Genomic DNA, 26,110 nt, shown 5'->3' with positions numbered 1-26,110 from the left:
GCGTCAGGCGCCGAGGCGCTCGATGAGCTCCCGGTAGCGCGCGGCCGTCCGCTCGACGATCGCGTCGGGGAGCACCGGCGGCGTGCCTTGGCGGTCCCAGTGCGCGCTGAGCCAGTCACGGACGATCTGCTTGTCGAACGAGTCCGTGCGGTTGCCCGAGCGGGCGTCCCAGTAGCGGCTCGAGTCGCTCGTCAGGACCTCGTCCGCGATCCGGACCACGCCGTCGGCGTCGCGACCGAACTCGAACTTCGTGTCGGCGATCACGACGTCGTGCTCGAGCGCGATCGCCGCCGCGGCACCGTAGACCCGCAGCGACAGGTCACGGAGGGTCGCCGCGTCCTCGGCCCCGACGAGCTCGACGGTCTGCTCGTACGAGATGTTCTCGTCGTGCTCGCCCTGCGGTGCCTTGTACGCCGGCGTGTAGATCGGCTCGGGCAGGCGGTCGCCCTCGGACAGGCCGTCGGGGAGCGGCACGCCGCACACGCTGCCCGACTCCCGGTACTCGGCCCAGCCGCTGCCGACGAGGTACCCGCGCACGACGCACTCGACCGGGAACATGTCGAGCGGGAGCACGTGCATCGACCGCGCGGCGACGGACTCGGGGACGGGCGTCCCGCCGGAGCCGTCCGGGATCAGGTGGTTCGGGACGTCCGCGAGCCGGTCGAACCAGTGGCGGGACAGCCGCGTCAGCAGTTCGCCCTTGCCCGGGATCGGCGGCTCGAGCGCGAAGTCGTACGCGCTGACCCGGTCGGACGCGACGAGCAGCAGCTCGGTCGCGTCGGCGACGTCGGCCGTGCCCTCGGGGACGTAGAGCTCGCGGACCTTGCCCGACGAGACGTGCCGCCAGCCGGGCAGGACGGGTGCGGCGGTCACCGGGCGACCTTCGCGGCGATGTCGGTGCGGTACTGCGCGCCCTCGAGCGCGATGTCGCCGAGGCCGGCGTACGCGCGCTCCCGCGCCTGGGCGAAGTCGGTGCCGACCGCGACGACGCTGAGCACCCGGCCGCCGGTGGCGACGAGCTCGTCGTCGAGCACGGCGGTCGCGGCGTGGGCGACGGAGACGCCGTCCCGGGCGTTCGCGGCGTCGATGCCCGTGATCACCCGACCGGTGCGGGGGTTCTCCGGGTAGCCCTCGCTCGCGAGGACGACCGTCACGGCGACCTCCGGCCGGAACTCCGGACGCGGCGCCGATGCGAGCTGTCCGGTCGCCGCCGCGGCCATCAGTCCGCTCAGCGGCGTGGCGAGGCGGGGGAGCACGACCTGGGTCTCCGGGTCGCCGAACCGCGCGTTGAACTCGATGACCCGGACGCCCTGCTCGGTGACGATCAGCCCGCAGTAGAGCAGCCCGACGAACGGCGTGCCCTCGTGCTCGAGCCGGCGGACCGTGGGCAGCGCCACCAGGTCGGTGACCTCGTCGACGAAGGCCTGCTCCGAGGCCCAGCGCTCGTCGAGCCAGGGCAGCGGGGAGTAGGCGCCCATGCCGCCGGTGTTCGGGCCGGCGTCGCCGTCGCCCAGGCGCTTGTAGTCCTGCGCGGGGCTGAGCGGGCGGACGTCGTGCCCGTCGCTCAGGAAGAACAGCGAGACCTCTTCGCCGTCGAGGAACTCCTCGACCACCACCGGGCCGTGCTGCAGCCAGTACGTGGCGTGGTCGATCGCGGCCTGACGGTCCTCGGTCACCAGGACGCCCTTGCCGGCGGCCAGCCCGTCGGCCTTGACGACGTGCGGCGCCCCGAGCTCGTCGAACGCGGCCACGGCCTGCTCGACACTGCCGGCGGACACCGGGCGTCCGGTCGGCACCCCGGCCTCGGCCATGATCCGCTTCGCGAACGCCTTGGAGCCCTCGAGCTGTGCGGCGGCCTTGCTCGGGCCGAACACCGGGATGCCCCGGGTCCGGAGCGGGTCCGCGACACCGGCGATCAGCGGTGCCTCCGGTCCGACGACGACGAGCTCGACGCCGTTCTCGATCGCGTACTCGGCGACGAGCGCGCCGTTCGTGGGGTCGAGCGACACCGTCTCGACGTCGGCCGCGATGCCGGCGTTGCCGGGGGCCACCGTGATGACGTGCCCTGCGCGTTCAGCGAGGAGGGCCGTGATGATCGCGTGCTCGCGGGCACCGGAACCGAGGACGAGGATTCGCACCCGATCACCCTACCGAGCGCGACACGCCGCCCGCGATGCGACGGCTAGCCTGTGGACATGCCGCCGAAGAGGATCGAGGACGCCGTCGGCCGTGTTGCGCTCACCGCGGTGCTCGGGGGCTCCACGGTCCGGACGGACGTCGCGACCGCGGTCCGGTGGACCCTGCAGCGACTCGCCGACGACGTCCCGGGCAACAGCGTCGAGGTCCGCGTCCCGCCGTTCGCTGCCGTCCAGGCGGTGCCCGGTCCACGGCACACCCGGGGGACCCCGCCGAACGTGGTGGAGACGGACGCTGCGACCTGGATCGCACTGGCGACCGGGTCCCTGCGGTGGAGCGAGGCCGTCGCCGCCGCGCGGGTGAGCGCCTCGGGCTCGCGCGCGGACATCACGGCGTTCCTGCCAGTCCGCACCGCCACCTGAACGACGACGTCACGGAACGTCACCGCCGGGAGCAGCCGGCTCGACCGACGAGTTGTTCGACGAGGCTCACGGGATTAGGTAGGTCCTACCGATGTGCCCTGCGTGGCCGTCCCCGTAGCGTGGAAGTCGCCGGGATTCGGACCCGACCCGAACGGGTCCGAACCCGGCGACGGACTCCAAGGTACGCGACTTGCGGGTTGCGTTGTCAACCATCGCGGCGCGTCGTGCTGCAATCCACAACGAACCCTGGGTTTCGTTGTCGACGATTTCGTGACGGGGCGACACGAGAACCGTCAGCGCGGCCCGAGCATCTCCGCGAGCTCCGACCGCGCGTGCAGGTCCCACTTCGCGAAGACCCGCGACAGGTGGGCGTCGATCGTCCGGACGGACAGGCCGAGCGACTCCGCGATCCGCCGGTTGCTCAGCCCGCGTGCCGCGAGCTCCGCCACCTCGTACTCCCGGTGGGTCAGTGGGGGTTTCAGTCGGCCGGCCGTGACCGCCATGCCGTGCGTCGCGAGGACCGCAGCTGCCTCGGCGATCCGCGACCGGTCCTCGGCGCGCAGGGCGTCGGCGTACTCGACGACCGCGTTCGCGAGCGGCCCGTCCACCCGGGCCGCGGCGGCTCGCATGCGCTCCCGCGAGACCGTGGCGTCGTGCCCGCGCATGACGTCGTCGGCGAAGTGCAGCGTCTCGGCGTACATCACGTGCAGCCACGCGCCGCTCGCCGTCGCCCGCGCGGTGATCTCGTCCGCGTGCCGGAGCCCGGCCGGGTTGCCGAGCACGGCCTCGGTCCACGCGATCGACATCGCGACCTGCTCGCCGGTGATCCGCATCGCCCGCAGCGGGGTGCTCCGTGCCCGGTCGAGTGCGGCAGCGGCCTGCTCGGCGTGCCCGGCGTAGGCGTTCGCCATCGCGAGCCGGGCCCACGGGTAGGCCGCGAACCCGCCGTGGTCGGCCACGTCGTACCGCTCGCACGCGGCCGAGAGCGCAGCGATCGCGTCGTCCCAGCGCCGCTGGCCGATCGCCTGGTTGCCGACGCCGATCAGCTCGAGGGTGAAGTCGTACTTCAGGAACGGGCTCGCCCGGCGGACCGGGATCTCGGTGAGCATCGTGGCGACGTCCCCGCGCCAGACCTGGAGCTGGTGCGTCACGGAGACCACCTCGCCGACGGCCCACGGGGCCTCCTCGATGTGCTCGACCGCGGTCGCCAGCGCCCGTCGTGCCAGCCCGGCGGCGTCGTCGAGCCGTCCGGCGGTGGCGAGGGCCATCACGGCGCAGGGGGCGAGCGCGAGGAACGCGACGGACACCGTGGGCTGCTGCAGGACCCCGGAGCGCTCGACCTCGGCGCGGACCTCCTCGAACCGGCCGCCCCACCCGAGGTGCGCCAGGCGCAGGATCCGCAGGCGTTCGGCCGTCTCCGGACCGACGAGGCCGGCCGCCGCCTCGGCCAGGGCCACCGCGGCGTCGACGTCGTCGTCGTGGAACTGCCGGATGTTCGCGAGCGTCTCGCAGGCCTCGACGACCATCGCGTCGCCGACCTCGGCAGGACGGGAGCGCGCGAGGGACCAGGCGGCCTCGGCGTCGACGCGGCCGGCCTCGCGCCCGCTGCTGTACGAGTGCGCGATCGACCGCAGGCAGCGCGCCGTCACCCGCTCGCGCGCGGTCAGGGCGGTGCGGAGTGCGGCGGACGCCAGGGCGATCGCGCTCTCGTGCTCCTGCAGCCGGACGGCGACCTGGGTCGCGTCGAGCAGCTGCCCGACGGGTGGCAGCACGCCGCAGTCGAGCGCCCAGAGCGCGGCACGGAGTCGAGCGGCGGGCGGGGCGCCCTCGGGGCTGTCGGTCCGGAAGGCGTTGGCGCGCGCGAACAGGGCCGCACGCCGGGCGACCGGCACGAGCGCCCGGACGACCTCGCCGACGAGCGGGTGCGACGGACGGACGACCCGGGCGCAGTCGTCCGCCGTGTCGATCGTGACGAGGCCGAGCGCGACCACCCGGTCGACGTCCCCGCCCGACACCAGCCGCAGCAGCCGCTCGAGGGGGATCGGGTCGGCGAGCGCCACGATGTCGACGACGTCCCGCAGGTCCTCCGGCAGGGCGCCGAGCTCCGAGCGGTACATGTCCGCCAGGCTGTTCGACGCCGTCACGCGGCCGCGCCAGTACCACCCGGACGCGGTCTGCTCGAGCGCGCCGGACGCCAGGGCGGCCCGGACGACCTCGCGCAGGTACAGCGGGTTGCCCGCGGTCGCCCGGTGCACGCGCTCGGTGGACGCCGTCTCGAGCTGGGCGCCGAGTGCCGCGGCCACGATCTCGCCGGTCTCGCGCAGGTCGAGCGGTGCCAGGTCGATCCGTTCGAGCAGGTCGTCCTGCCACAGGGCGCGCAGCGGGTCGGGCAGTGCGGTGAAGTCCCTGCAGGTCAGGACGAGCCGGGCGCCCTGGTCGCGGACCAGCCACGCGACGTACCGGGCGGAGATCGCGTCGAGGTGGTCGGCGTCGTCGACGCGGAGCAGCACGTCCCGGTCGGCGAGGTCGGTCGTCTCGCGCAGGCGCTGGGCGGCGACGGCGTCGTCGACGAGCTCGGCCAGGGCGGCCGGGAGCTCCCCGAAGCGGTCCGCCACGGCGCCGAACGGCATCGAGCGTCCGGCGGCGACGGCCGTGATCGGGACGACGAGGGTCCGTCCGGTCGCGTCGCGTCGGGCGACCCGGTCCGTCACACGCGCCGCCGTCGAGGTCTTGCCGAGTCCGGGGGCACCGACGATCGCGACGCTCCAGCGGTGCTCGGCGACGACCGCGACCGCACGGTCCTCCTCGCGCCGCGGCACGATCGGCCACGGCACCCTCGCCGGGGTCCGTGGGCGACGACGGTCGTCGACGGGTCGGTCTCGCACCCCACCACCTCCCGCTCCTCGTCTGGACCATCTTGCCCCGGCCGCGGGGGACAGGACAGACCGGACCACCACCCACAGTGGGGGACAATGGACGCGTGAGCGACTCCGCCCGATCCGAACCCCGACCCGACGACGGTCCCGACGAGCGCACGCCCGCGCCCGCCGCGCCGGCCCCGAACGCCGTCTCCACCCCGGACGAGGTCACCATCCGCCGGGCACCGAAGTTCGGCGTGTTCATCCTCGGCGGTGCGGTCCTCGGCTTCCTGGCGACCCTCGTCGTCGTGTCGGTCACCATGGACATCGACCGCGGCGACCAGCAGGACGCCAGCTTCGGCACCCTGGTCGGCTACTTCTCGCTGTGGGGCGTCACGATCGGTGCTGCGATCGGCGCGATCGTCGCGGTCGTGCTCGACCGCGTCCTCGCGAAGCGGGCCGCCCGCCTCACGGCGGAGCGCGTCGAGGTCGAGCCCGTGCCGGACACGGTCGACGGCGAGATCGAGCACCCGGACGGCGACCGTCCCTGAAAGACAGGAGACGGACAGGCGGACGGCACCACCGGCGGTGGTGACCGGATGACGGACGGGAGGCACGGTGCCAGCCGGCACCGTGCCTCCCGTCCGTCTCCTGGTCGCGTCGCGACCGGACCTAGCTGAGCTGGTTCGCCTCGACCCAGGCGAGGTACTCGGGCGTGACCGAGCCGGTCACGTACTCACCGGTGAAGCAGCTCATCTCGAGGTCGGTGACGTCCGAGCCCTCGATGATCGCGTCCCGCATGTCGGCGACCTCCTGGTAGATCAGGTGGTCGCTGCCGAGCACGCGGTTGATCTCCGGGATCTTCCGGTCGTGCGCGATGAGCTCCGCACGGGTCGGCATGTTGATGCCGTAGACGTGCGGGAACCGGACCGGGGGAGCGGCGCTCGTGAAGGTGACCTCGTTCGCACCGGCAGCCCGCGCCATCTCGACGATCTCGCGGCTCGTCGTGCCGCGCACGATCGAGTCGTCGACGATCAGGATGTTCTTGCCCTTGAACTCCGACGACATCGCGTTGAGCTTCTGCCGGACCGAGCGCTTCCGCTCCGCCTGCCCGGGCATGATGAACGTCCGGCCGACGTAGCGGTTCTTGAAGAAGCCCTCGCGGTAGTCGATGCCGAGCTTCTGGGCGACCTGCATCGCGGCCGGACGCGACGAGTCCGGGATCGGCATCACGACGTCGATGTCGCCGGTCGGCGCGTACTGCGCGATGGTGTCCGCGAGCCGGTTGCCGAGCCGCAGTCGTGCGTCGTAGACCGAGATGCCGTTCATCACCGAGTCGGGACGGGCCAGGTAGACGTACTCGAACGAGCACGGCACCAGGCGGGGGTCCTTCGCGCACTGGCGCGCGTGCATCTGGCCGTTCATCTCGATGAAGACGGCCTCGCCCGGGGCGATGTCGCGGACGATCTCGTAGCCGCCGGACTCGAGCACGAGCGACTCGCTCGCGACGATCCACTCCGGCTGGCCGGCCTCGTCGAACTTGTGGCCCAGGATGAGCGGCCGGATGCCGTACGGGTCGCGGAACGCGAGCAGCCCGTGTCCGGCGATGGTCGCGATCGTGGCGTAGGAGCCCTCGACGCGCTCGTGCACGCGCTCGACGGCGTCGAACACCTGCCCGGGGTCGAGCTCGCTGCCGCGGACCTGGCCTTGCAGCTCGTGCGCCAGGACGTTCACCAGGAGCTCGGTGTCGGAGCTCGTGTTGAGGTGCCGGCGATCGATGTCGAACAGCTCGCGGGTGAGCTCCCGCGTGTTCGTGAGGTTGCCGTTGTGCACCAGGACGATGCCGTACGGGGCGTTCACGTAGAAGGGCTGGGCTTCTTCCTCGTTGCTCGCGACGCCCTTCGTGGCGTAGCGCACGTGGCCGAGGCCCATCGTGCCGAGCAGCGCCCGCATGTCACGGGTGCGGAAGCCCTCGCGGACGTGGCCGCGTGTCTTGTGCATGTGGTGCACGCGACCCTCGACCGTGGCGATGCCCGTCGAGTCCTGGCCCCGGTGCTGCAGGAGCAGCAGGGCGTCGTAGATGGATTGGTTGACGGGCCCCTGCGCAACGAGGCCGACGATGCCGCACATTCGCGGAGTGCTCCAGACCGTAGGATCGGGTGGTACCGAACAAGTCTGCCATGCCCCGCGGAGGACAACGCATGCCGAACCCGTACGCAGCCGCCGGCGTCGACACCGCCGCCGGTGACCTGGCCGTCGAGCTCATGAAGTCCGCCGTCTCGGCGACGCACAACGCCTCGGTGCTGGGGGGAGTGGGCGGGTTCGCGGGTCTCTACGACGTCTCGTTCCTGAAGGACTTCGAACGGCCGCTGCTCGCGACCTCGACCGACGGCGTCGGCACGAAGGTCGCCATCGCGCAGGCGATCGACAAGCACGACACCATCGGCCAGGACCTCGTCGGCATGGTCGTCGACGACATCGTGGTGGTCGGGGCGAAGCCGCTCTTCATGACGGACTACATCGCCTGCGGCCGGGTCGTCCCGAACCGCATCGCGGACATCGTCGCCGGCGTCGCCCGCGGCTGCTCGGCGACCGGCACGGCGCTCGTCGGTGGCGAGACCGCGGAGCACCCGGGGCTGCTCGGCCCGGACGACTACGACGTCGCCGGTGCCGCGACGGGCGTGGTCGAGGCCGACCGGCAGCTCGGCGCGCACCTGGTCGAGGACGGGGACGTCGTCGTCGCGATCGAGTCCTCCGGCCTGCACTCGAACGGCTACTCGCTCGTCCGGCACATCCTGTCGACGAAGGGCGTCGGCTACACCGACCAGCTGCCGGAGTTCGGCGCCGGGGTGTCCGTCGGCGAAGCACTGCTCGAGCCCACCCGCCTGTACACCGCACCGCTGCTCGACCTGCTCGACGCCCAGCCCGGCGCCGTGCACTCGCTGTCGCACGTGACCGGCGGTGGCATCGCCGCGAACCTGGCGCGCGTGCTGCCGGTCGGCACCTGGGTCGAGGTCGACCGGGCCACCTGGACGCCCCCGTCGGTGTTCCGGGTGCTCGCGGACATGGCCGGCACCCCGGTCGAGGACACCGAGGGCACGTGGAACCTCGGCATCGGGATGTTCGCGGTCGTCGCGGCGTCGGCTGCCGATTCGGTCGTCGCGGCGCTCGGTGCCGCTGGGCTGCCGGCGTGGACCGTCGGGACGATCTCGACATCGGCGCGCGACCTGGACGGCTTCGAGCAGGGCGCGAAGGGCGTCGACGGCGGCGCCGTCCGGCTCGTCGGGAGCTACGCGGGCTGAGGCCGCGTGGCGCGGGGGTCTCGCGCCGGGTTGCCCTGGTCGGTGGCGGTGCTCGGGGGCCGGCGGCGGTCGAGCGGGCAGGACACGCCGCGTGCGTGACGCCGAGCGTGCAGAAGACGTCGGCGGGACGGCCCGAGTGTGCCAGATCTGGCCCGCCCGTTGAGCGCCCTCGACGAGGGACGCTGGGCCGGTGCGCTGCGTCCCCTCGGCCGGAAGGCGTGTCGAGCGTGCGCGGAACGCCGCGCGCGTGTTGCCCGGCGGGCATGATGTGTCGCGTCGGCGCCACGAGCGCGCCAGATCTGGCCCGTTCGTGCGGAGCCCGGCGCGTGGGACGGTTGCGAGCCCGAGCCCGAGCCCGAGCCCGAGCCCGAGCCCGCGCACGCGCACGCGGAAACGCCGCGCGACCCCGGAGGGTGCGCGGCGTCGACGGTGAGGTCAGGCGGACTTGTTCTGGTCCTGCTGGGTCTCGAGCTCGTCGTCGTCCTCGTCGCCGTACTGGTCTGCCCAGCGGTCGACGTAGGAGTTCTCGTCCGAGTGTTGCCCGGCGGAGAGCTCGCGTTCGAGTGCACCGTAGTTCGTCTCCGGGCTGAAGTACTTCAGCTCCCGGGCGACCTTGGTGTGCTTTGCCTTCTGACGGCCGCGCCCCATGCGTGACCCCCTCGTGTTCGGCTCTGGTCCGGTCCTGGCGGGTGGGGGATGCCACCCGGGGAACCAGACGGTTCGTGGTTTGAAATCTGCCGATCACTCTACCATGTACCCCGATCCCGACACCCCGCACGGCGTCCCCCGGACCGCGGCTCCGGCGTCAGGCCGGCAGGGGTTCCGCGACGCCCCGCTTCCGGCGCGAGGAACGCAGGACGAGGGCGTCGACGGAGAACCGACCGGGGCCGGTCAGTGCGACGGCGACCGAGGCGACGGCCAGGACGAGCACGTACTCGAATCCGCCGTCCTGGGCGAAGAAGCCGGCCGTGGCGTGGGCGAGCAGGCCGGCCACGACCATGTCGACCGCGAGCAGGAGCCCCACGACCCGGGTGGCGACACCGGCGACGAGGAGCACGCCGCCGGTCAGCTCGAGGCCGGCGACCACGGGGGCCGCGACCTCGGCGAGCGGGACGCCCATGCCGGCGAAGCCCTGGGTCACGTTCGGGATGCCCTGGGCGAACTTCTGGGCACCGTGGGCGATGAACACCACGCCGAGTACGATGCGGAGCGCGGTCAGGCCGATGGATGTCGATGTCGTTCGCATGGCGACGACGGTATCCAGTGACGTGTCATCGATCCCCCTCGTCCGGGGGACTTGCCGGACTTCGCCAGGGGTCCCCCAGACAACGGTCCGCCGAACCGCGGACACGCCTTCAGGGTCGGGAGCGTCAGGAGTCGGCGCCGCGCCCGGTCTGCTGCTGCAGGCGGTCGATGTGCTCGGACGCCTCGGCCTTGGTGAGGTCGGCGGGCAGTTCCTCGCCGGCCTCGCGCGCGAGGGTGTCCAGGTAGCTGCGCTGCGGACCGGTCATCGGCTCGTCGCCGGTCACCCAGTCCTCGGGGTCCTTGCTCGCGGTCGTCGAGGGGTCGGGTCGCTCGCCGCCCAGCGTCTCGCCGGTGTGGGCGTCGTCGGGGGTCTGATCTGCTGCGTCGGTCATGGCGCCGACCGTACGCGCGGGACCGTCCGGCCAGCGCAGCACGTCGTCCCCCGACAGCGCGAGCGGGACAGAAGGAACTCCACGGCGCGAGCGGGACGGGCGGGACCCGGCAGTGCGAGCGGGACGGGCGGAACCGGACGGCGCGAGCGGCGCGCTCAGGTGGGGACGACCGTGTACCGCACCAGGTCGGCGCCCACGGCGCTCGACGCGACGGGGACCTCGGCGTCGCCCTGCCGCAGCCAGATCGTCGCGGCGCGCTCGTCGATGCGCACCACATGGTGGAGGGACCCGTCCAGCAGCACGGCGGCACGGACCTCGACGGTCCCCGAGGACGGGCGCGGCGGGAGTCCGACCACGTCGTCGTCGTACGCCCGGTGCTGCCCTGGTGACAGGAACGGTGAGACCGGCGTCGTGACGACCTCGAACCCCTCGTCGACCTCGCGGACCGCGACCAGGCGGACCGCCTGGTCCGTGGGGAGTCGGACGTCGACGACCGGGGCGTCCGCCGGGCCGGCCAGTGCGCGGAAGGCGGGCCGACCGTCGGGGGCGAGCAGTGCCTCCAGGCCGTCGATCCGGACGCGACCGCGTCCGCGCGAATCGGCGTACAGGCCGGGCTCGAGCCCGGAGTGGCGCGCCTCGAGCCGGGACACCACGACGCGGTCCGGGCGGTACCAGTCGCGGAGCGTGGCGGGGTCGACCCAGCCGATGCTCGCGACCCCGCGGGCGAGGTCGGCGCCGTCGTCGGCCGGACGCTCGTCGACTGCGCCGAGGGGGTGCTCGCCGCGCACCGCGACGAGGCCGGCGTACGGGCCGGCCGGGGAGGGTTCGTGGTCGAGCACCTCGACGCGCTTCGACACCTTGCCGCCGTGGCCGTCGAACGTCGCGAAGGTGCGCAGGTCGGAGATCGTCATGTCGAGGACCGATGCTACGACCGACCGCCGCCGGTGTCCGCGGGATCCGACGCCGGTCGCCTGCTGACATGATCACATGTAGTATTGCAATACGGACCATCGACATCAGGGGAGCCAGTGGACGCCGCACGACCGAAGAACTTCCGCGAGGACATCGCCGGCCTCCGCGGGATCGCCGTCCTGCTCGTGGTCGCCTACCACGCGTTCGCGTTCCCGAGCGGTGGCTACGTGGGCGTGGACGTGTTCTTCGTGCTGTCCGGGTTCCTGATCACCGGCATCCTGCTGCGGGACCTGCAGGACAACGCGCAGCTGTCGATCGCCCGCTTCTACGTGCGTCGTGCCCGCCGTGTCCTGCCCGCCGCGCTCGTCGTGCTCGGCGTGACCTGCGTCGCTGCGGCCCTCGTCTGGTTCGCTCCCCGCGCCGTCGCGACGTGGTGGGACGCGGTCGCGTCGCTCTCCTTCGTCGAGAACGTCAGGCTGATCCGGACCGGGGCGGACTACCTGCAGTCCGGTGCTGCCTCGTCCCCGCTCCAGCACTTCTGGTCGCTCGCGGTCGAGGAACAGTTCTACGCGGTGTGGCCACTCCTGCTGCTGATGGCGGTACCGATCCTCCGGCGATGGCTCCCGCCGAGGGGGAGCGTCGCGGTGTGCGCAGGGTTGATGATCGCTGGATCGATCGCGTGGGCCGTCGTCTCAGCCACGACCAGGCCGGACGCGTCCTACTTCGACCCGGTGGTCCGTGCGTGGGAGCTCGGCGCGGGGGCGTTGCTCGCGACCGCCGCACCCGTCGTCGGTCGCCTTCCGCGGTGGCTGCGCGAGTCGGCCTTCGTGCTCGGCCTCGTCGCGATCGTCCTCGCGGCGTGCGTCCTCGACGACGGCGCCGCCTTCCCGTGGCCCGGGGCCGCGCTCCCCGTCGTCGGGACCGTGCTGGTCCTCGGGACCGGGGCTTCGGTCGTCGCCGCGCTCCCGCTGCGGTGGCGAGGGCTCCGCTACCTCGGGCGCACGTCGTACTCGCTCTACCTCTGGCACCTCCCGGTCCTGGTCGTCGCTGCATCGCTCGCCGGACCGTCACCGCTGGTCGCCCTCCTGGCCGTCGGCATCTCGTTCCTCTTCGCTGTCCTGACCGAACGGTACGTCGAACGGCCGTTCCTCCGGCCGTCAGCCCGCCGGTCCTCGCCTGTTCGCGGCCCCGGCTCGCTCGCGTTGGGGGGACTCGTGACGACGGTGCTCGTGCTGGCTGCCGGGGTGCAGTGGATGGAACCATCCCTCAGCGGCACCACGACACCCGCCAGGGCTGCGATCGCGGACCGTCATGACCGTTCGTCCGCGATCGACCCGGCAGACCTCAGCACGTTCGTCGCACGGGGATTGACGGAACCACCGGATCCCGTGGACGTCGAGCCTGGCATCGACCTTCCTGCTCGAGCGACCGTTGCCCCAGCCCTCGTTGATGGTGGCTGCAAGAACGATCTCCTGCCGGACGAACTGGACGATCCGTCCGTCTGCTCCTGGGGCGACGACGATGCTCCCCGTACGGCCGTCGTCGTGGGTGATTCCATCGCCCTGTCCTGGACTCCGGCGATCGTCGACGCGCTCGGTGCCGGTTGGCGGATCGAAGCGATGGGGTTCGCCTCGTGCTCGATGGTGTGGACGCCTGGTCAGACCAGTAGAGCAGTCGACCACACTGCGCGCTGTGCAACAGCACGCGACGTCATGCGCCACTGGGTCGATGATCGACGGCCCGACCTCGTCTTCACCTCGACGTCCGAGGGATCCTTCCGCAGCACCGAGGATGCGACGTCCGTGGAAGAGCGGTGGTACACGGGGGCAGTCGATGGCTACCGGCAGCTGGCCGGGCCGGGTCGTACGGTCGTCGCGCTCGGGGCGCCACCGGAAGGTGCTCCGGTCGACGCCTGTGCGACGCGGTTCACCGGAGTGAGCGCGTGTTCCGGCGCACTGCCGACCGCCGCGATCAAGAAGGATCGGGCTGAGGCATCCGCCGTGGCCACGCTGGTCGCATCCGGACAAGATGCCCGTCACGTCGCGGTGCTCGACTGGTTCTGCACCGTGGACGGAGCATGTCCCGCGACGATCGACAGGACCCTCGTCCGGAGCGACTCCGGGCACATGACGGGTCTCATGAGCGGACGCCTCGCGTTGGTCCTGCGCGACGCGCTCGGGTCTCTCGCCAGGTCTTGACGACGAACGAGGCCGGACGGGAGGCGCGTGGTGCGCCTGCCCGCCCGACCGGCCCGGTCCGTCGTCGCGCGCGGTCAGAGCGATCGGCGCAGCGCCTCGAGACCGTCGCGCAGGCGCGTCACGGTGTCGTCCGAGAGGGAACCGCGCGTCGCGTGGCGACGCAGGTCGGCGCGGACCTGCTGCCGGAACGACGACAGGACCATCTCGACCTCGCGGAGCGCCCGCGCCCCCTCGGACGGCACGTCCTGAGGCTCGTCCGCGGTCTGCCCGCGGGGTGCCTGCGCGCTCGCGGCGAGGTCGGCGCGGAGGGACCGCATGGCCTGGCCCACCGAGGCGCGGACGCCGTCGGCGAGGGACTTCACGGAGTCGGCGACGCCGTTCTGCACCGCGGCGATCTCGTCGGCGCGGGCGTCGAGCTCGGCGCGACCGGCCTCGGTGATCGCGTAGACGGTCTTGCGGCCGTCGACGGTCTTGGTGACGAGCCCCTCCGCCTCGAGCTTCGCCAGACGCGGGTACACCGTGCCGGCACTCGGGACGTAGGTGCCGCCGAAGCGGTCGCCGAGGGCCTGGATGACCTCGTACCCGTGCATCGGGTGGTCGGCCAGCAGGACGAGCAGGTACAGCCGCAGGTGGCCGTGGGCGAAGACCGGGCTCATGCGGGCGCCTCGCTCTCGTCGGTGACGGTCGTGGAGGCGGCGGGAGCCTGGGCGGCGGGCGCGGCCGGTGCGTGCAGCACCGCGATGTCGCCGGACACCGAGTTCACCTTGAGGTCGAGCCACTGTCCGGAGAGCTCGCCACCCTGCTTGACGTAGGAGCCGCGCACGCCGCGGATCTCGGAGTCGTCGAACTGCAGCTTGCCCGAGGCGGTGCTCACGGTGCAGCGGTAGGGGACGCCGTCCTCGAGCCGGACGCTCACCGACCCGGAGACCGTGTTGACCCGGGCGGTGTCGGGGGTGCCCTGCAGGTCGAGGACCACGTCGGCGTTGACCCCGTCGGCGGTGAAGCGCGGGATGGCGCCGGTCGCGACGACGTCGCCCGAGACCGTGCGGACCGTCAGGGCGCCGTCGAGCTCGCGGACCGTGGTGGTGCCGGACACCGCGTGCACGGCGAGGTCGCCCGTGAGGCCGTCGACGACGACGTCGCCGGACACCGTGTTGACCGAGGCGCCGCGGTTCGTGCCGGACAGCAGAACGCCGGCGGAGACGACGCCGATCGTGACGCGCGCGTCGCGGGGGACGAGCACGCTGACGTCGGCGGCGGCACGGCCGCGGAAGGACTTGAGGAAGCCGAGCGGGTCGTCCCAGCCGATCTGTGGGTGGTCGACGGTCAGGGTGTCGCCGTCGAGCTCGATCTTGAGGGGCTTGCCCGAGACGCTGTGCACCTCGATGCGGGCGGTCGGCTCGTCGTGTGCGACGACGTCGACCTGTCCACCGGCGAGCCCGACGCGCAGTGCGCGGACGATCCCGGTGTCGATCACCTTCGGCTCCTCGACGAGCCACTTCTCCTGGGCCATGTTGCCTCCTGAAACTCGCGATGTATCGCGTTGGTGGAAGTCACGATACATCGCGAGACCGAGGTTGTCACGGGGTGTGCACGACGGCCCCGCACCCTGGTGGGTGCGGGGCCGTCGTGGTTCGGCGGGGCGGTTACTTCGACGCGGAGTCGAGCGCCGCCTGTGCCTTCTCGGCCGCGGCGTCGAGCGCGTCCTTCGGGCTGGTCTTCAGCAGCATCGCGGACTGCAGCTGCGTGGACAGCGCCGCGCTCACCTCGCCGTAGGCAGTGATGGACGGACGGGCCTTCGCGTACTCGAGCTCGTCGGCGAAGGCCTTCAGGCGTGGGTTGTCGTCGAGGTACTTCTTCCAGGTCTCGTTGTCCGACGTGGCCTTGTTCGCGGGGAGCAGGCCGGTCGCGATGTCCCACTTCGCCTCGGTCTCGGGGCTGAGCCACCACTGCATGAACTTCCAGGACGCGTCCTGCTTCGCCTTGGTCGTCTTGATCAGGTACGAGTTGTTCGTGCCGAGGTTCATCGCCGGCTTCTCGATGCCGGGGAGCGCGAAGACGCCGACGTTGTCCTTGCCGAGCGTGCTGTCGATCGTGGACAGGTCGTACGCGCCGGTGATCGCCATCGCCGCCTTCTTCGACGTCAGGGCCGGGACGGCGCCGTTCGTCGAGGTGGTGAGGAGCGACTGCGGGTACGCGGTGCCGTCCTTGAGCATGTCGGTCCAGGCGGTGAGGGCCTTCACGCCCGCGTCGCTGTTGAACTCGACCTTGGTGTTGTCCTCGTTGAGGAAGTCACCGCCGGCGCCCCACAGCATCGACTGCCAGGTGAAGACCGGCCACTCGCCGGTGCCGATCGGCAGGTACGCGCCGTACTGGGTCGTGCCCTTCGTGAGCTTCTTCGCGTCGTCGGCGAGCTCGGCCCAGGTGGTCGGGGTGTCGGTGATCCCGGCCTCCTTGAACATCTCCTTGTTGTAGACGACGGCGTAGTCGCCGATGTCGGTCGGCAGCGTGTACTGCTTGCCGTCGAACTCGCCCGTCGAGAGCATGCCCTCGGTGAAGCTGTCCTTCGTGATGTCGCCGCTGGACAGGTAGTCCTCGAGCGGCAGGACCTTGCCGGTCTGGATGACCTCGCCGGTCTGCTGCGGCGTGCTGTCGCCGAGGACCATGTCGGGGCCGGTGTCGTTCTTCAACGCGTTGATGAGCTTCGCGTCGAACTGGTCGGACGAGGCGGCGTACTGGGGCTGGACCTCGATCTTGTCCTGCGAGGCGTTGTACTCGTCGATGAGCTTCTTCACCTCGGTGGCCTGCGGTCCCGTGTAGTTGTGCCACACGGTGATCGTCGTCTTGCCGCCGCTGCCGCCGGAGTTGCCGGTGACGGACCCACCGGAACACCCGGACAGGGCCAGAGCGGCGCCGACGGCGAGGGCCGTGACACCGAGCAGTCGCTTGCGCATGAGATCGTCCTTTCTCGGACTTCTGGGTGGTGCAGGGAGTGGTGCTGAGGGGGTGGAGCGGGGAGGGGTGGTCGGGATCAGCGGAGCCCGCCGGCCATGGCCGACACGATCTGCTTCTGGAAGATGATGAAGACGATGAACACCGGCAGGATCGCCAGCGTCGAACCGGCCATAAGCAGGTTGAAGCTCTGGCTCGCGTTCGCGGACTGCAGCTGCGTGAGGCCGACGGACACCGTGAAGAACTCGGTGCGGGACGCCACGAGGAACTGGAAGAAGAAGTTGTTCCAGTTGTAGACGAAGGACAGCACGGCGAAGGAGCCGATCATCGGCGTCGCCATCGGCGTCACGACGGACCACATCCGCCGCCAGACGCCGGCGCCGTCCACTCGGCTGGCGTCCTCGATCTCGCTCGGGAACGAGGTGAAGAACTGCCGGAACAGGAACGTGCCGAGGATCGACGGGATGTTCGGGACGATGAGCCCCTGGTAGCTGTTCAGCCAGTGCAGCGAGGACAGCAGGGTGATCAGCGGCGTGAACACGACCTCGAACGGCACGAGGAGTGCGGCGAGCAGGACGACGAACACGATGTTCTTGCCCTTGAACTTCAGCCGTGAGAACGCGAACCCGGCCGCCAGGCTCGTCACGATCTGCCCGGCGGTCGTCGCGATCGCCACGACGGTGGAGTTGAAGAAGTACAGGCCGAACGGCGCGACGGTGAAGATGTCGGTGTAGTTCGACAGCTCCCACTGCCTCGGCAGGAACGTCGGCGGGAAGGCCAGCGCCTCTTCCGAGGACTTGAAGCTCGTGAGCAGCATCCAGAGGAACGGGCCGAAGAACAGGACGACGGCGACGATCAGGATGACGTGGCGCAGGACGGCCGGCGAGTGCTTGCGGAACAGCACGCCGAAGGGTCGGCTGCGGTGCGGACGGGAGGCGCGGTGCGCGTCCGACGGGAGGGCGCGGGATGCGATCTGGGTCACGGTGCGGTCCTAGTTCAGCTCGATGGGGTCGCGGCGGTTGATGACCCGCAGCTGGACGACCGCGACGAGGATGCCGACGATGAGCAGGATCACGGCGGCGGCGCTGGCCGAGCCGCCGTGGAAGAACACGAAGCCCTGGTTGTAGATGTAGTAGAGGATCGTCTCGCTCGAGTTGATCGGGCCGCCCTGGGTCAGGACGTAGACCTGCGTGAACACCTGCAGGGCACCGATCACGCCGGTGATGGCGAGGAAGCCCGTGGTCGGTGCGACCAGGGGGAGCGAGATCCGGAAGAAACGGCGGATCGGTCCGGCGCCGTCGAGCGTCGCGGCCTCCATGTAGGACGCCGGGATGTTCGTGAGCGCGGCCGAGTAGATGATCATCGTGTAGCCGACGCCCTGCCAGATCGAGAACACGATCACCGAGACGAGCGCCCAGGGCTCCGAGGTCAGGAAGCCGATCGGGGGAGCGCCGAGCGCCGTGACGACGCCGTTCACCAGGCCGCCGAGCGGCGACAGGATGAAGCTGAAGATCAGGGCGCTGCCGACGATCGGGGCGATGTACGGCACGAAGAGCAGGGCGCGGTAGACGCCACGGCCGCGGAACGGCTGAGCGAGCAGCGCCGCGAAGAACAGTCCGAGCGCCATCGTGACGGGGACGACCACGACCACGTAGAGCGCGGTGTTGCCGGCGGCGCGCAGGAACTCGCCGTCGCGGAACAGGCCGGTGAAGTTCGACAGCCCGACGAAGCCGTTCGTCTCGCCCGACGCCGGGTTCCAGTTCGTGAACGAGTAGAAGACCGTCTGCGCCAGTGGGTACAGGTAGAACAGCGCCAGCAGCACCGTCGTGGGGGCGATCAGCACGTAGCCCGCCCGGCCTTCCCGTCGTTCCATCCGGCTGGCGTCCGCGGTGGACGACCGTCGACCGGGAACGGTCACCCTGGTCGGGTTCTGAACCGCACTCGTCATGCGGACCTCCTCTTGGCTCGTCGTTGAACGCTAGGAAACGGCTGTTTCGAGCAGATTACCGTTCGATCACCAAAAGTAAATAGTCGATTCTGCACCGACTTCGTTCGATCATCGATCGATCAGCCGCTACAGTGACGACATGCACGAGCAGCACTTCCAGGACATGGCGCGGAGCCCGGGGTCCGTCGGGGACGTCCTCCGACTCATCCGCGTATCCGACACGACCTCGCGCTCGAGCATCGCCCGGAGCACCGGACTCGCGCCGTCCACGGCGTCCGCCCGGGTCGACGCGCTGACGTCCCTCGGGCTCGTCCGCGAGAGCGGTGCCGAGGGGTCCCGAGGCGGACGCCGGGCCCGACGGCTCGAACTCGTCGCGGACGCCGGGTTCGTCGCCGCGGCCGACCTCGGTGCGCACCACGTGCGCATCGTCCTCACCGACCTGGCCGGGACCGTCCTGGCGGACACCGACGCCCTCGAGCACGGCGCCGGCACGGTCCCGGTCGCCGCCGGGCCCCGGGCGTCCGTCGCGGCGCTCTGGCAGCGGTTCGTCGAGCTCGCGCGGGACAGCGGTCTCGACATGGACCGGTTCCGCGGGGCGGCGATCAGCATCCCCGCGCCGGTGTCCTACCCGGGCGGCAGCATCGCGACCCCGTCGTTCGAGCCGTCCTGGCACGGGGCCGTGCTGCCCGAGCTCTTCGCGGAGTACACCGACGTCCCCGTGCTCGTCGAGAACGACGCCAACCTCATCGCCCTGGCCGAGCACCCCGAGCCGGACCGGTCGGGCACCCTCGTCGCGGTCAAGCTCGGCACCCGCATCGGTGCCGGCGTCCTGCTCGACGGTCGGCTGCACCGCGGCGTGAGCGGTGCCGCGGGCGAGATCAGCCACACCCCCGTCGACGGCGAGGCCGCGATCGGCTGCACGTGCGGCGTGCCGGACTGCCTGGAGTCCGTGGCGTCCGGCGGGGCCGTCGTCGCACGGCTCCGGGCCACTGGGCGCGAGGTCGGCAGCACGGGCGACGTCCTCGCCCTCGCCGCCCAGGGCGACCCGGTGGTCCTCGACGAGCTGCGCCGGGCCGGGGAGCACATCGGCCGGGTCCTGTCCGGGATCGTGAACTTCTGCAACCCGAGCGAGGTCGTGCTCGCGGGCGCGATGTCCGCGTCCTCGGTGCTCGTCGCCACCATCCGCGGCGAGCTCTACCGCTCGTGCCTGCCGATGGTCGCCGACGCGCTCGACGTCCGCGCGAGCCGGGAGCCCCGTGACGCCGGGATCCGCGGTGCGACGGTGCTCGCCGTGGACGAGGTCCTCGCCCCCACCCGCATCGACGAGATGGTCCGGACCGCGGCGGAGCGCACCGCATGAGCACCGCGGTCCGCGACCTCGAGCAGTCCGGCGCGGTCGTGGCGGTCGACGTCGGCGGCACGACGGTCAAGGGCATGCTGCGCATCGGCGACGTCGTGCTCGACCGGGCCGTCGTCCCGACCTTCGGGACCGTCGGACCCGCGGACGGGACGGTCTCCGGCACGGCGACGGCCGGCACTGCGACGGCCGGCACGGCGACGGCCGGCGCGGCGATGGCCGATGGGCCGTCGACCGGGGGCACGGCGGTCGGCGACCTGGCAGCCGGTGGGCCGGCGCTCGCCGCGGTCGTCGCCGTGGTCGACCGGCTCGCGGCCGCCGCCACGGGCGCCGGCCACCTGCTGGCCGCCATCGGCCTGTGCACCCCGGGGGTCGTCGACTCCGCGGCCGGCACGGTCGTCGTGGCGGTCAACCTCGACTGGCACGACCTGCCGATCGCCGACCTGCTGCGCGAGCGCTACGGCGTCCCCGTCGCCGTTGCGCACGATGCGCGTGCCGCGGCCACGGCCGAGATCGCCGCCCGCACCGCCGCCGGTCGGGACGTCACCGAGATGGTCTTCATCCCGATCGGCACGGGCATCTCCGCGAGCCTGGTCGTCGACGGCCGCCTGGTGGTCGGCGCCGCCGGGGGTGCCGGCGAGGTCGGGCACGTCTGCGTCCGACCCGGCGGGGAGCCCTGCACGTGCGGGCAGCGCGGGTGCGTCGAGGCCTACGCCTCGGCCCGGAACATCCGTCGGCGCTACCGTGCGGCCGGCGGCACCATCGACGGGGCCACCGACGAGATCGTCGCGGCGGTCGACACCGACCCGGTCGCGGCCGCGGTGTGGGCGGACGCGGTCGACGCGCTCGCCGCCGGGGTCGCGATCCTGTCCGCCGTGCTCGACCCCGCGGTCGTCGTCATCGGCGGCGGGCTCGGCGAGTCCGGGGAGCGCCTGCTCGCCCCGCTCCGCACGGCCGTCGACGCCCGACTCGGCTGGCGGCCGTCGCCCCGCATCGAGCAGTCGCTCGCGGGGGCCGGCGCCGGACTGGCGGGTGCCGCGCTCCTCGCCCGCACCGCCGCCGCGACCAGCACGACCGGCGCGACGAGCGCGACGAGCGCGCCCACGTCCAGCGCGCCCACGACCAGCACACCCGCGCCCGCCGCGGACCCAGCACCACACGGAACCAGGAGGACCCCATGACCGAACAGCGACTCCGGATCGGCCTCGTCGGCGCGGGGGTGATCGCCCACGCACACCTGCCGAACCTGCTCCGCCTCGGCGACGTCGTCGTCTTCTCCGAGGTCGGCGCCGAGGAGCTCGTGGCCACGCACGGCGGCGAGGTGGTGGGCTCGCTCGACGAGCTCCTCGCCCGCGTGGACGTGGTCGACGTCGTCGTCCCCACGTACGCGCACGCCGAGGTCGTGCGGGCAGCGCTCGCCGCCGGCAAGGACGTCATCAGCGAGAAGCCGCTCGCCCGCACCGACGCGGACGCCGACGACCTCGTCCGACGCGCCCACGAGGCCGGCCGACAGCTCTACCCGGCGCACGTCGTCCGGTACTTCCCCGAGTACGTCCGGCTGAAGGCCGCGGTCGAGGCCGGGCAGCTCGGCGAGCTCGCCGTCCTGCGCTTCGTCCGCTCCGGCGGCTTCCCGACGCGCTCCGCCTGGTTCGCCGACCCGGAGCTGTCCGGCGGCATCATCATGGACCAGATGATCCACGACCTGGACATCGCCCGGTGGATCGCCGGCGACGTCGTCCGGGTCAGCGCGGTGCACGTCCGGAAGGGCACCGTGGACCACCCGGTCGAGGCGGCGCACGTGCTGCTCACCCACGCGTCCGGTGCGATCAGCCACGTCGCGGGCATCTGGGGTCCGGCGCACCTGCCGTTCGTCACCGAGTTCTCGGCCACCGGCACGCTCGGCACCCTGTCGCACGACTCCCGCGCGGAGCGGAACTACACGGCCGAGCTCCTCGACGAGGCGGCCGTCGGCGGCGACCTGCCGGAGCTCGACCCGACCGAGGACCCCTACTTCCTCGAGATCCGCGAGTACCTCGGTGCGTTCCGGGGCGGTGCCGTCCCGCGCGTCTCCGCCGAGGACGGCGCGACCGCGGTCCGGATCGTCAACGCGGCGCTCCGGTCGGTCGAGACCGGGCAGCCCGTCGACCTGGAGCCCGCCCCCGCGGCCGGGACGCACGAGGGGGCGACGGCATGACCGCCCTGCGCATCGGCGTCCTGTCCTTCGCGCACACGCACGCGCTGTCGTACCTGACGGCGCTGCAGGCGATGCCCGACGCCGAGGTCGTCGGCACCGACCCGGACGGCACCTCCACGGGCACGGAGCTGACCGACCTGCGCGGTCGGGAGCTCGCCGACGCCCTCGGGGTCGCGTACGTCGACTCGGTCGAGGAGCTCCTCGCACAGGGCGTCGACGCCGTCGTGGTGACGAGCGAGAACGCCAGGCACCGCGCGCTCGTCGAGCAGGCCGCCGCCGCGGGTGTCCACGTGCTGTGCGAGAAGCCGCTCGCGACGACGTGGGAGGACGGCCTGGCGATGCGGGCCGCCGCCGAGGCCGCGGGCGTGCTGCTCATGGTCGCCTTCCCGGTGCGGTTCGCCGGGACCTTCGCCCGGCTCGCGGCGACGAAGCGGGCCGGCCGGCTCGGCGAGGTCTTCTCGGTCCGCGGTGCGAACAACGGCATGCTCCCGCTGACCCGCTCGTGGTTCACCGAGCCCGAGCTGTCCGGCGGCGGCGCGATCGTCGACCACGTGGTGCACATCGCGGACCTGCTCGACGAGCTCCTCGACGGCACGCCGGCCGTGACGGTGACGGCCGTCACGAACCGGGTGCTGCACGCCGCCCGCGCGCAGGCCGAGACCGCCGGGCTCGTGACGATCACCTACGCGGACGGCACGATCGCGGCCATCGACTGCTCGTGGAGCCGCCCGGACACCTCGCCGACGTGGGGTGGGCTCGCGCTCACCGTGGTCGGGTCGGAGGGATCCGTGGACGTCGACTTCTTCCGCCCGAGCGTGCGCGGGCTCGACGCCGCGACCGGCCGGTCGGTGGTGCTGCCGTACGGGCCGGACTTCGACCAGGCGATGCTCGAGACGTTCGTCACCGCGGTCCGGAGCGGCGAGCAGCCGCAGCCCGACGCCGCGGTCGGCCTCCGCACGCTGGCGGTCGTGCTGGCGGCGCAGGAGTCTGCGGCGAGCGGCGAGACGGTGCGGGTGCGGTCCGTCTGAGCGCACCGCACTGACGGACGGGAGGCGCGGTGCCGGCTGGCACCGCGCTTCCCGTCCGTCGCGGCACCGTCTCAGGAGCCGCCGGCCGCTGCCCACAGGTTGCGGGCGTTCGCGAGTCCGCGCTCGACCGCGTCGACGTCGTCCTCGAGCCCCTCGAACTCGATCGAGAGGGGGCCGTCGAACCCGCTCGCGACGATCCGCTCCACGATCCGGCCCAGGGGCAGGTCACCGTGCCCGACGACCGTGCCGAGCACCGCGCGACCCGCCAGGGTCGTGAGCCAGCCGTCCGCGGCAGGCGGGGTCTCGCGCACCAGGAAGTCCTTCAGGTGCACCACGGCCGCGACCGGCAGGGTCCGCTGCACCGCGCGGAGCGGGTCGTCGTCCAGGCAGACGAAGTTGCCGACGTCGAGCAGGGTGCGGAAGGCGGGGTGGCCGACCTCGTGGACGAGCCGCAGGATCCGCTCGCTGTCGTTGAAGGCGAAGCCGTGGTTCTCGACCATCGTCGTGATCCCGAGCGTGGCGGCGTGCTCGGCGACCGCGCGGCAGACCGGCACGACCTGCGCGAGCACCCGCTCGAACTCGGCGTGGTCGGCGTCCCGCCAGGCCCACGGCACGACGTCGTGCCGGAACCGGGTGATGCCGAGCCGGTGCGCGACGTCGAGGTGCTCGTGGACCCGCGCGACCTCGGCGTCGACGGTGGCGGGGTCGGAGAAGTCCGCGCCGATGACGTAGTTGGCGAGCCCGATGCCGCGCGCCGCGGCGTGACCCCGCAGCTGCTCGACCAGCTCGGGCTGCCGGGGCAGGTCGTCGCCGAAGCCACCCGCCGCGACCTCGAGGTGGTCGCCCCCGGCCGCGGCGACGCGGTCGACCACGTCGAAGATCGTCAGCGCACCGCGCTGGAGGGAGCGGGCGTAGCTGTAGGAGGACACTCCGAGTCGCATGGCGCGACCCTAGCCGCTCCGGTCTCGTCGCCACCAGGGGTGTGGACGGGCTCCGCGTCGCCCGTGCGGGTGGGGGACCACGGCAGGCGGCGGAAGAGCGGCATGAGCGGCTGCACCATCGGCCCGATCGCGAACGCGGCGACCACCGTGCCGACCCCCACGTCACCGCCGAGCAGCCAGCCGACCAGGACGACGGTGACCTCGATGACGGTGCGGGCGAGCCAGAGCGGCCAGCCGAAGCGCTCGTGCACGCCGACCATCAGCCCGTCCCGGGCGCCGGTCCCGAGCCCGGCGCCGATGTAGCAGGCCGTCGCGACCGCGAGGAGCGCCAGGCCCGCCGTGAACAGCAGCACACGGGGGACGAGTCCGTCCGGCTCCGGCACGAGCCAGAGCACCAGGTCGGCGGACGGGCCGATCGCCAGGACGTTGCACAGCGTGCCGATCCCGGGCTTCTGGCGGAGCGGGATCCACAGCAGCAGGATGACGACGCTCGACACCACGGTGATGACGCCGAACGACCAGGGCAGCACGTTCTCCAGGCCCTGCGTGAGCACCGTCCACGAGCCGACGCCGACCACGGCGCGGACCTGCAGCGCGGTCGAGGCGCCGTAGAGGAACAGGCCGACGAGGAGCTGGACGGAGCGGAGCGAGAGGCTGACAGAGCGGGGCACGGGTCGATACTCCCGCCGGATTGGCCTGTTGGTCGAGAGCCAATCTGGCTACGGTGGACCCGTGCCCCCGGTTCTCCTGAGCGCCCGATCGGCCGCCCTCCTGCTCACCGACTGGCGGGACGGGACCGACGCCCCCGCGTACGAGGCGCTGTCCGACGCCCTGCGCGTGCTCGTCATCGACGGACGCGTGCCCCTGGGCGTCCGGCTGCCGGCCGAGCGCGGGCTGGCCGAGGCCCTCGGCGTCTCGCGGACCACGGTCGCGAACGCCTACGCCCGACTCCGGTCCGACGGGTTCCTCGTGTCGCTGCGCGGCTCCGGCAGCGTCGTGCACCTGCCGCGGGAGCTCGCCGGGCGCCCGGACCCGGAGCGGCTCGGCGGGGTCGTCGACGGCGGGCTGCTCGACCTGCGCAAGGCCGCCCTGCACGCCGCCCCCGAGGTCGCCGAGGCCGTCGAACGCGCGGTCCGGCACGTCCCCGCGGCGCTCGCCGGCATCGGGTACGACACGGTCGGGGACCCCGGGCTGCGGGCCGTGATCGCCGAGCGCTACACGGAGCGCGGGCTGCCGACCGACCCGTCGCAGATCGTCGTGACCATCGGCGCGCAGCACGCCATCGCGCTGCTCGCCCGGGTGCTCGTGCGCCGCGGCGACGCCGTCCTGGTCGAGTCGCCGACCTACCCGCACGCGCACGAGGCCTTCCGCGAGGCCGGCGGCCGGCTCGTCGGCGTCCCGGTCGACGCGCACACCGGGTGGGACGCGTCGGCACTCGAGACGACGCTCCGCCGGACGGCGCCCGCGGTCGCGTACGTGATGCCCGAGCTGCACAACCCGACCGGCGCGACGATGCCCGCCGCGACCCGGGAGCGCCTGCTCGCGACCGCGGCGGCGACCGGCACCGTCGTGGTGGCGGACGAGACCATGGGCGAGCTCCGGATCGACGGCTCGCCGGAGCTGCCGCTGGCCGCGTCCGCCGTGCCGTCCTCCACCGTCGTGATGATCGGCTCGGCGGCCAAGGTGTTCTGGGGTGGGCTGCGCATCGGGTGGGTGCGCGCCGAGCCTGACCTGCTGCAGCGGATGCTGCTCGCCCGCCCGTCGGGCGACCTCGGCACGCCCGTGCTCGACCAGTTGGTCGCGCGGGAGCTCGTCCCGCGGACGGCGGCCGTCCTGGAGGCGCGGCGCACGTTCCTGCGCGCCGGTCGCGACGACGTCGTGGGCGCGTTGCGCACGCGGCTCCCGGAGTGGGACGTCCCGTCGCCGGCGGGCGGGCTGACGACGTGGGTGGGCCTCGGCCGGCCGGTGTCGAGCGCACTCGTGCTCGCCGCGCGGGCCGAGGGCGTGGTGCTCGCCTCGGGCGGGGTCTTCGGTCCCGACGGTGGGTTCGAGCGGTTCCTGCGGGTCCCGTTCACGACCGCGCCGGCGGACCGGGAGCGCATGGTCGACGTGCTGGAGCGGGCCTGGGCGCGGATCGGCGGCGACGGGGTCGGGATCCGCGGATCGCTCGCCGCGGTGGTGTGAGCGCACGTCATCCGCTGGGCTGACCCGCCCGGCGCATCGTC

The 26,110-nt window shown here is 72.5% G+C and carries 24 protein-coding genes; 9 read left to right on the top strand and 15 right to left on the bottom strand.

Annotation, left to right across the window (positions count from 1 at the left end; all coding sequences use genetic code 11):
• Positions 1-3 precede the first annotated feature (3 nt).
• Complete coding sequence (locus tag HUN58_RS08880; RefSeq protein ID WP_058741529.1) at positions 4-873, bottom strand: phosphoribosylaminoimidazolesuccinocarboxamide synthase; 870 nt, start codon at positions 871-873, stop codon at positions 4-6.
• The gene (gene purD, locus HUN58_RS08875; protein WP_141860293.1) at positions 870-2,138 is read right to left on the bottom strand and encodes a phosphoribosylamine--glycine ligase; all 1,269 of its coding nucleotides are present in this window, start codon (positions 2,136-2,138) and stop codon (positions 870-872) included. Before purD ends, HUN58_RS08880 begins: the two co-directional genes overlap by 4 nt.
• A gap of 57 nt (positions 2,139-2,195) precedes the next feature.
• Here purD and HUN58_RS08870 point away from each other — a divergent pair, with 57 nt between their 5' ends.
• Positions 2,196-2,558 carry a sterol carrier family protein gene (locus tag HUN58_RS08870; protein ID WP_114850424.1) on the top strand — a complete coding sequence of 121 codons (363 nt, stop codon included), beginning with the start codon at positions 2,196-2,198 and terminating at the stop codon, positions 2,556-2,558.
• 293 nt (positions 2,559-2,851) lie between these two features.
• Here the strand turns inward: HUN58_RS08870 and HUN58_RS08865 are convergent, their stop codons facing one another.
• Positions 2,852-5,392 carry a LuxR C-terminal-related transcriptional regulator gene (locus HUN58_RS08865; RefSeq protein WP_208745460.1) on the bottom strand — a complete coding sequence of 847 codons (2,541 nt, stop codon included), beginning with the start codon at positions 5,390-5,392 and terminating at the stop codon, positions 2,852-2,854.
• 146 nt (positions 5,393-5,538) lie between these two features.
• Between HUN58_RS08865 and HUN58_RS08860 the strand changes: the two genes are divergently transcribed.
• Positions 5,539-5,967, top strand: a complete 429-nt coding sequence (locus HUN58_RS08860; RefSeq protein WP_180225690.1) for a hypothetical protein — start codon at positions 5,539-5,541, stop codon at positions 5,965-5,967.
• A 121-nt stretch (positions 5,968-6,088) separates the two neighbouring features.
• Here HUN58_RS08860 and purF read toward each other — a convergent pair whose 3' ends face one another.
• A complete protein-coding gene (purF, locus tag HUN58_RS08855; protein ID WP_141860299.1) occupies positions 6,089-7,546 on the bottom strand; it encodes an amidophosphoribosyltransferase in 1,458 nt (485 codons plus the stop codon).
• Between the two features lie 71 nt (positions 7,547-7,617).
• On the opposite strand from purF, the gene purM reads away from it, so the two are divergent.
• Positions 7,618-8,718 carry a phosphoribosylformylglycinamidine cyclo-ligase gene (gene purM, locus HUN58_RS08850; RefSeq protein ID WP_180225689.1) on the top strand — a complete coding sequence of 367 codons (1,101 nt, stop codon included), beginning with the start codon at positions 7,618-7,620 and terminating at the stop codon, positions 8,716-8,718.
• Positions 8,719-9,153: 435 nt separating this feature from the next.
• Here the strand turns inward: purM and HUN58_RS08845 are convergent, their stop codons facing one another.
• The 4 genes from HUN58_RS08845 to HUN58_RS08830 form a co-directional block, all read right to left on the bottom strand.
• Positions 9,154-9,366 carry a DUF3073 domain-containing protein gene (locus HUN58_RS08845; protein WP_180225688.1) on the bottom strand — a complete coding sequence of 71 codons (213 nt, stop codon included), beginning with the start codon at positions 9,364-9,366 and terminating at the stop codon, positions 9,154-9,156.
• A gap of 157 nt (positions 9,367-9,523) precedes the next feature.
• Positions 9,524-9,964, bottom strand: a complete 441-nt coding sequence (locus tag HUN58_RS08840; protein ID WP_180225687.1) for a DoxX family protein — start codon at positions 9,962-9,964, stop codon at positions 9,524-9,526.
• Between the two features lie 124 nt (positions 9,965-10,088).
• Positions 10,089-10,355 carry a DUF3072 domain-containing protein gene (locus HUN58_RS08835; protein WP_114850423.1) on the bottom strand — a complete coding sequence of 89 codons (267 nt, stop codon included), beginning with the start codon at positions 10,353-10,355 and terminating at the stop codon, positions 10,089-10,091.
• Positions 10,356-10,510: 155 nt separating this feature from the next.
• Positions 10,511-11,266 (bottom strand): hypothetical protein, encoded by a 756-nt coding sequence (locus HUN58_RS08830; RefSeq protein ID WP_180225686.1) that lies wholly within the window; start codon positions 11,264-11,266, stop codon positions 10,511-10,513.
• A gap of 117 nt (positions 11,267-11,383) precedes the next feature.
• Here HUN58_RS08830 and HUN58_RS08825 point away from each other — a divergent pair, with 117 nt between their 5' ends.
• Positions 11,384-13,465, top strand: coding sequence for an acyltransferase family protein (locus HUN58_RS08825; RefSeq protein ID WP_180225685.1), 2,082 nt, complete (start codon positions 11,384-11,386; stop codon positions 13,463-13,465).
• A gap of 74 nt (positions 13,466-13,539) precedes the next feature.
• Here the strand turns inward: HUN58_RS08825 and HUN58_RS08820 are convergent, their stop codons facing one another.
• From HUN58_RS08820 to HUN58_RS08800, 5 genes are all read right to left on the bottom strand, one after another.
• Entirely contained in the window at positions 13,540-14,121 is a 582-nt protein-coding gene (locus HUN58_RS08820; protein ID WP_114850206.1) for a PadR family transcriptional regulator, read from the bottom strand.
• The gene (locus HUN58_RS08815) at positions 14,118-14,978 is read right to left on the bottom strand and encodes a DUF4097 family beta strand repeat-containing protein (RefSeq protein ID WP_114850205.1); all 861 of its coding nucleotides are present in this window, start codon (positions 14,976-14,978) and stop codon (positions 14,118-14,120) included. Before HUN58_RS08815 ends, HUN58_RS08820 begins: the two co-directional genes overlap by 4 nt.
• A gap of 133 nt (positions 14,979-15,111) precedes the next feature.
• Positions 15,112-16,419, bottom strand: a complete 1,308-nt coding sequence (locus HUN58_RS08810; RefSeq protein WP_058743232.1) for an ABC transporter substrate-binding protein — start codon at positions 16,417-16,419, stop codon at positions 15,112-15,114.
• A gap of 77 nt (positions 16,420-16,496) precedes the next feature.
• Positions 16,497-17,399, bottom strand: a complete 903-nt coding sequence (locus HUN58_RS08805; RefSeq protein ID WP_180225684.1) for a carbohydrate ABC transporter permease — start codon at positions 17,397-17,399, stop codon at positions 16,497-16,499.
• A gap of 9 nt (positions 17,400-17,408) precedes the next feature.
• The gene (locus HUN58_RS08800; protein ID WP_083520143.1) at positions 17,409-18,365 is read right to left on the bottom strand and encodes a carbohydrate ABC transporter permease; all 957 of its coding nucleotides are present in this window, start codon (positions 18,363-18,365) and stop codon (positions 17,409-17,411) included.
• A 139-nt stretch (positions 18,366-18,504) separates the two neighbouring features.
• Between HUN58_RS08800 and HUN58_RS08795 the strand changes: the two genes are divergently transcribed.
• Genes HUN58_RS08795 through HUN58_RS08780 form a run of 4 tightly spaced genes read left to right on the top strand, consistent with a single transcriptional unit; the run spans position 18,505 to position 22,944 of the window.
• Positions 18,505-19,725, top strand: coding sequence for an ROK family transcriptional regulator (locus HUN58_RS08795; RefSeq protein WP_114850204.1), 1,221 nt, complete (start codon positions 18,505-18,507; stop codon positions 19,723-19,725).
• Positions 19,722-20,903: an ROK family protein gene (locus tag HUN58_RS08790; RefSeq protein ID WP_180225683.1), complete on the top strand. Its 1,182-nt coding sequence runs from the start codon at positions 19,722-19,724 to the stop codon at positions 20,901-20,903. The genes HUN58_RS08795 and HUN58_RS08790 overlap by 4 nt, the downstream gene beginning before the upstream one ends.
• Positions 20,900-21,916 (top strand): Gfo/Idh/MocA family protein, encoded by a 1,017-nt coding sequence (locus HUN58_RS08785; protein ID WP_114850202.1) that lies wholly within the window; start codon positions 20,900-20,902, stop codon positions 21,914-21,916. Before HUN58_RS08790 ends, HUN58_RS08785 begins: the two co-directional genes overlap by 4 nt.
• On the top strand, positions 21,913-22,944 hold the full coding sequence (locus tag HUN58_RS08780; protein ID WP_180225682.1) for a Gfo/Idh/MocA family protein: 1,032 nt from the start codon (positions 21,913-21,915) through the stop codon (positions 22,942-22,944). The genes HUN58_RS08785 and HUN58_RS08780 overlap by 4 nt, the downstream gene beginning before the upstream one ends.
• A gap of 71 nt (positions 22,945-23,015) precedes the next feature.
• Here HUN58_RS08780 and HUN58_RS08775 read toward each other — a convergent pair whose 3' ends face one another.
• Together HUN58_RS08775 and HUN58_RS08770 are read right to left on the bottom strand one after the other, a co-directional pair.
• Entirely contained in the window at positions 23,016-23,885 is an 870-nt protein-coding gene (locus tag HUN58_RS08775) for a sugar phosphate isomerase/epimerase (protein WP_141860315.1), read from the bottom strand.
• Entirely contained in the window at positions 23,828-24,556 is a 729-nt protein-coding gene (locus HUN58_RS08770; RefSeq protein WP_217488593.1) for a YitT family protein, read from the bottom strand. Before HUN58_RS08770 ends, HUN58_RS08775 begins: the two co-directional genes overlap by 58 nt.
• A gap of 61 nt (positions 24,557-24,617) precedes the next feature.
• On the opposite strand from HUN58_RS08770, the gene HUN58_RS08765 reads away from it, so the two are divergent.
• Positions 24,618-26,069 carry a PLP-dependent aminotransferase family protein gene (locus HUN58_RS08765; RefSeq protein WP_180225681.1) on the top strand — a complete coding sequence of 484 codons (1,452 nt, stop codon included), beginning with the start codon at positions 24,618-24,620 and terminating at the stop codon, positions 26,067-26,069.
• Positions 26,070-26,110 lie beyond the last annotated feature (41 nt).

This window comes from Curtobacterium sp. Csp1, from assembly GCF_013347185.1.
Note: the sequence above shows the minus strand (reverse complement) of the source record. Positions and strands in the feature narration are given on the sequence as shown.

Excerpts from the sequence above, each read along its gene's own strand:
- HUN58_RS08780 (WP_180225682.1), top strand. The coding sequence starts at position 21,913 with ATGACCGCCCTGCGCATCGGCGTCCTGTCCTTCGCGCACACGCACGCG.
- purF (WP_141860299.1), bottom strand. The coding sequence starts at position 7,546 with ATGTGCGGCATCGTCGGCCTCGTTGCGCAGGGGCCCGTCAACCAATCC.
- HUN58_RS08820 (WP_114850206.1), bottom strand. The coding sequence starts at position 14,121 with ATGAGCCCGGTCTTCGCCCACGGCCACCTGCGGCTGTACCTGCTCGTC.
- HUN58_RS08795 (WP_114850204.1), top strand. The coding sequence starts at position 18,505 with ATGCACGAGCAGCACTTCCAGGACATGGCGCGGAGCCCGGGGTCCGTC.
- HUN58_RS08800 (WP_083520143.1), bottom strand. The coding sequence starts at position 18,365 with ATGACGAGTGCGGTTCAGAACCCGACCAGGGTGACCGTTCCCGGTCGA.
- HUN58_RS08870 (WP_114850424.1), top strand. The coding sequence starts at position 2,196 with ATGCCGCCGAAGAGGATCGAGGACGCCGTCGGCCGTGTTGCGCTCACC.
- HUN58_RS08815 (WP_114850205.1), bottom strand. The coding sequence starts at position 14,978 with ATGGCCCAGGAGAAGTGGCTCGTCGAGGAGCCGAAGGTGATCGACACC.
- HUN58_RS08810 (WP_058743232.1), bottom strand. The coding sequence starts at position 16,419 with ATGCGCAAGCGACTGCTCGGTGTCACGGCCCTCGCCGTCGGCGCCGCT.
- HUN58_RS08845 (WP_180225688.1), bottom strand. The coding sequence starts at position 9,366 with ATGGGGCGCGGCCGTCAGAAGGCAAAGCACACCAAGGTCGCCCGGGAG.
- purM (WP_180225689.1), top strand. The coding sequence starts at position 7,618 with ATGCCGAACCCGTACGCAGCCGCCGGCGTCGACACCGCCGCCGGTGAC.
- HUN58_RS08840 (WP_180225687.1), bottom strand. The coding sequence starts at position 9,964 with ATGCGAACGACATCGACATCCATCGGCCTGACCGCGCTCCGCATCGTA.
- HUN58_RS08830 (WP_180225686.1), bottom strand. The coding sequence starts at position 11,266 with ATGACGATCTCCGACCTGCGCACCTTCGCGACGTTCGACGGCCACGGC.
- HUN58_RS08835 (WP_114850423.1), bottom strand. The coding sequence starts at position 10,355 with ATGACCGACGCAGCAGATCAGACCCCCGACGACGCCCACACCGGCGAG.
- HUN58_RS08775 (WP_141860315.1), bottom strand. The coding sequence starts at position 23,885 with ATGCGACTCGGAGTGTCCTCCTACAGCTACGCCCGCTCCCTCCAGCGC.
- HUN58_RS08785 (WP_114850202.1), top strand. The coding sequence starts at position 20,900 with ATGACCGAACAGCGACTCCGGATCGGCCTCGTCGGCGCGGGGGTGATC.
- HUN58_RS08790 (WP_180225683.1), top strand. The coding sequence starts at position 19,722 with ATGAGCACCGCGGTCCGCGACCTCGAGCAGTCCGGCGCGGTCGTGGCG.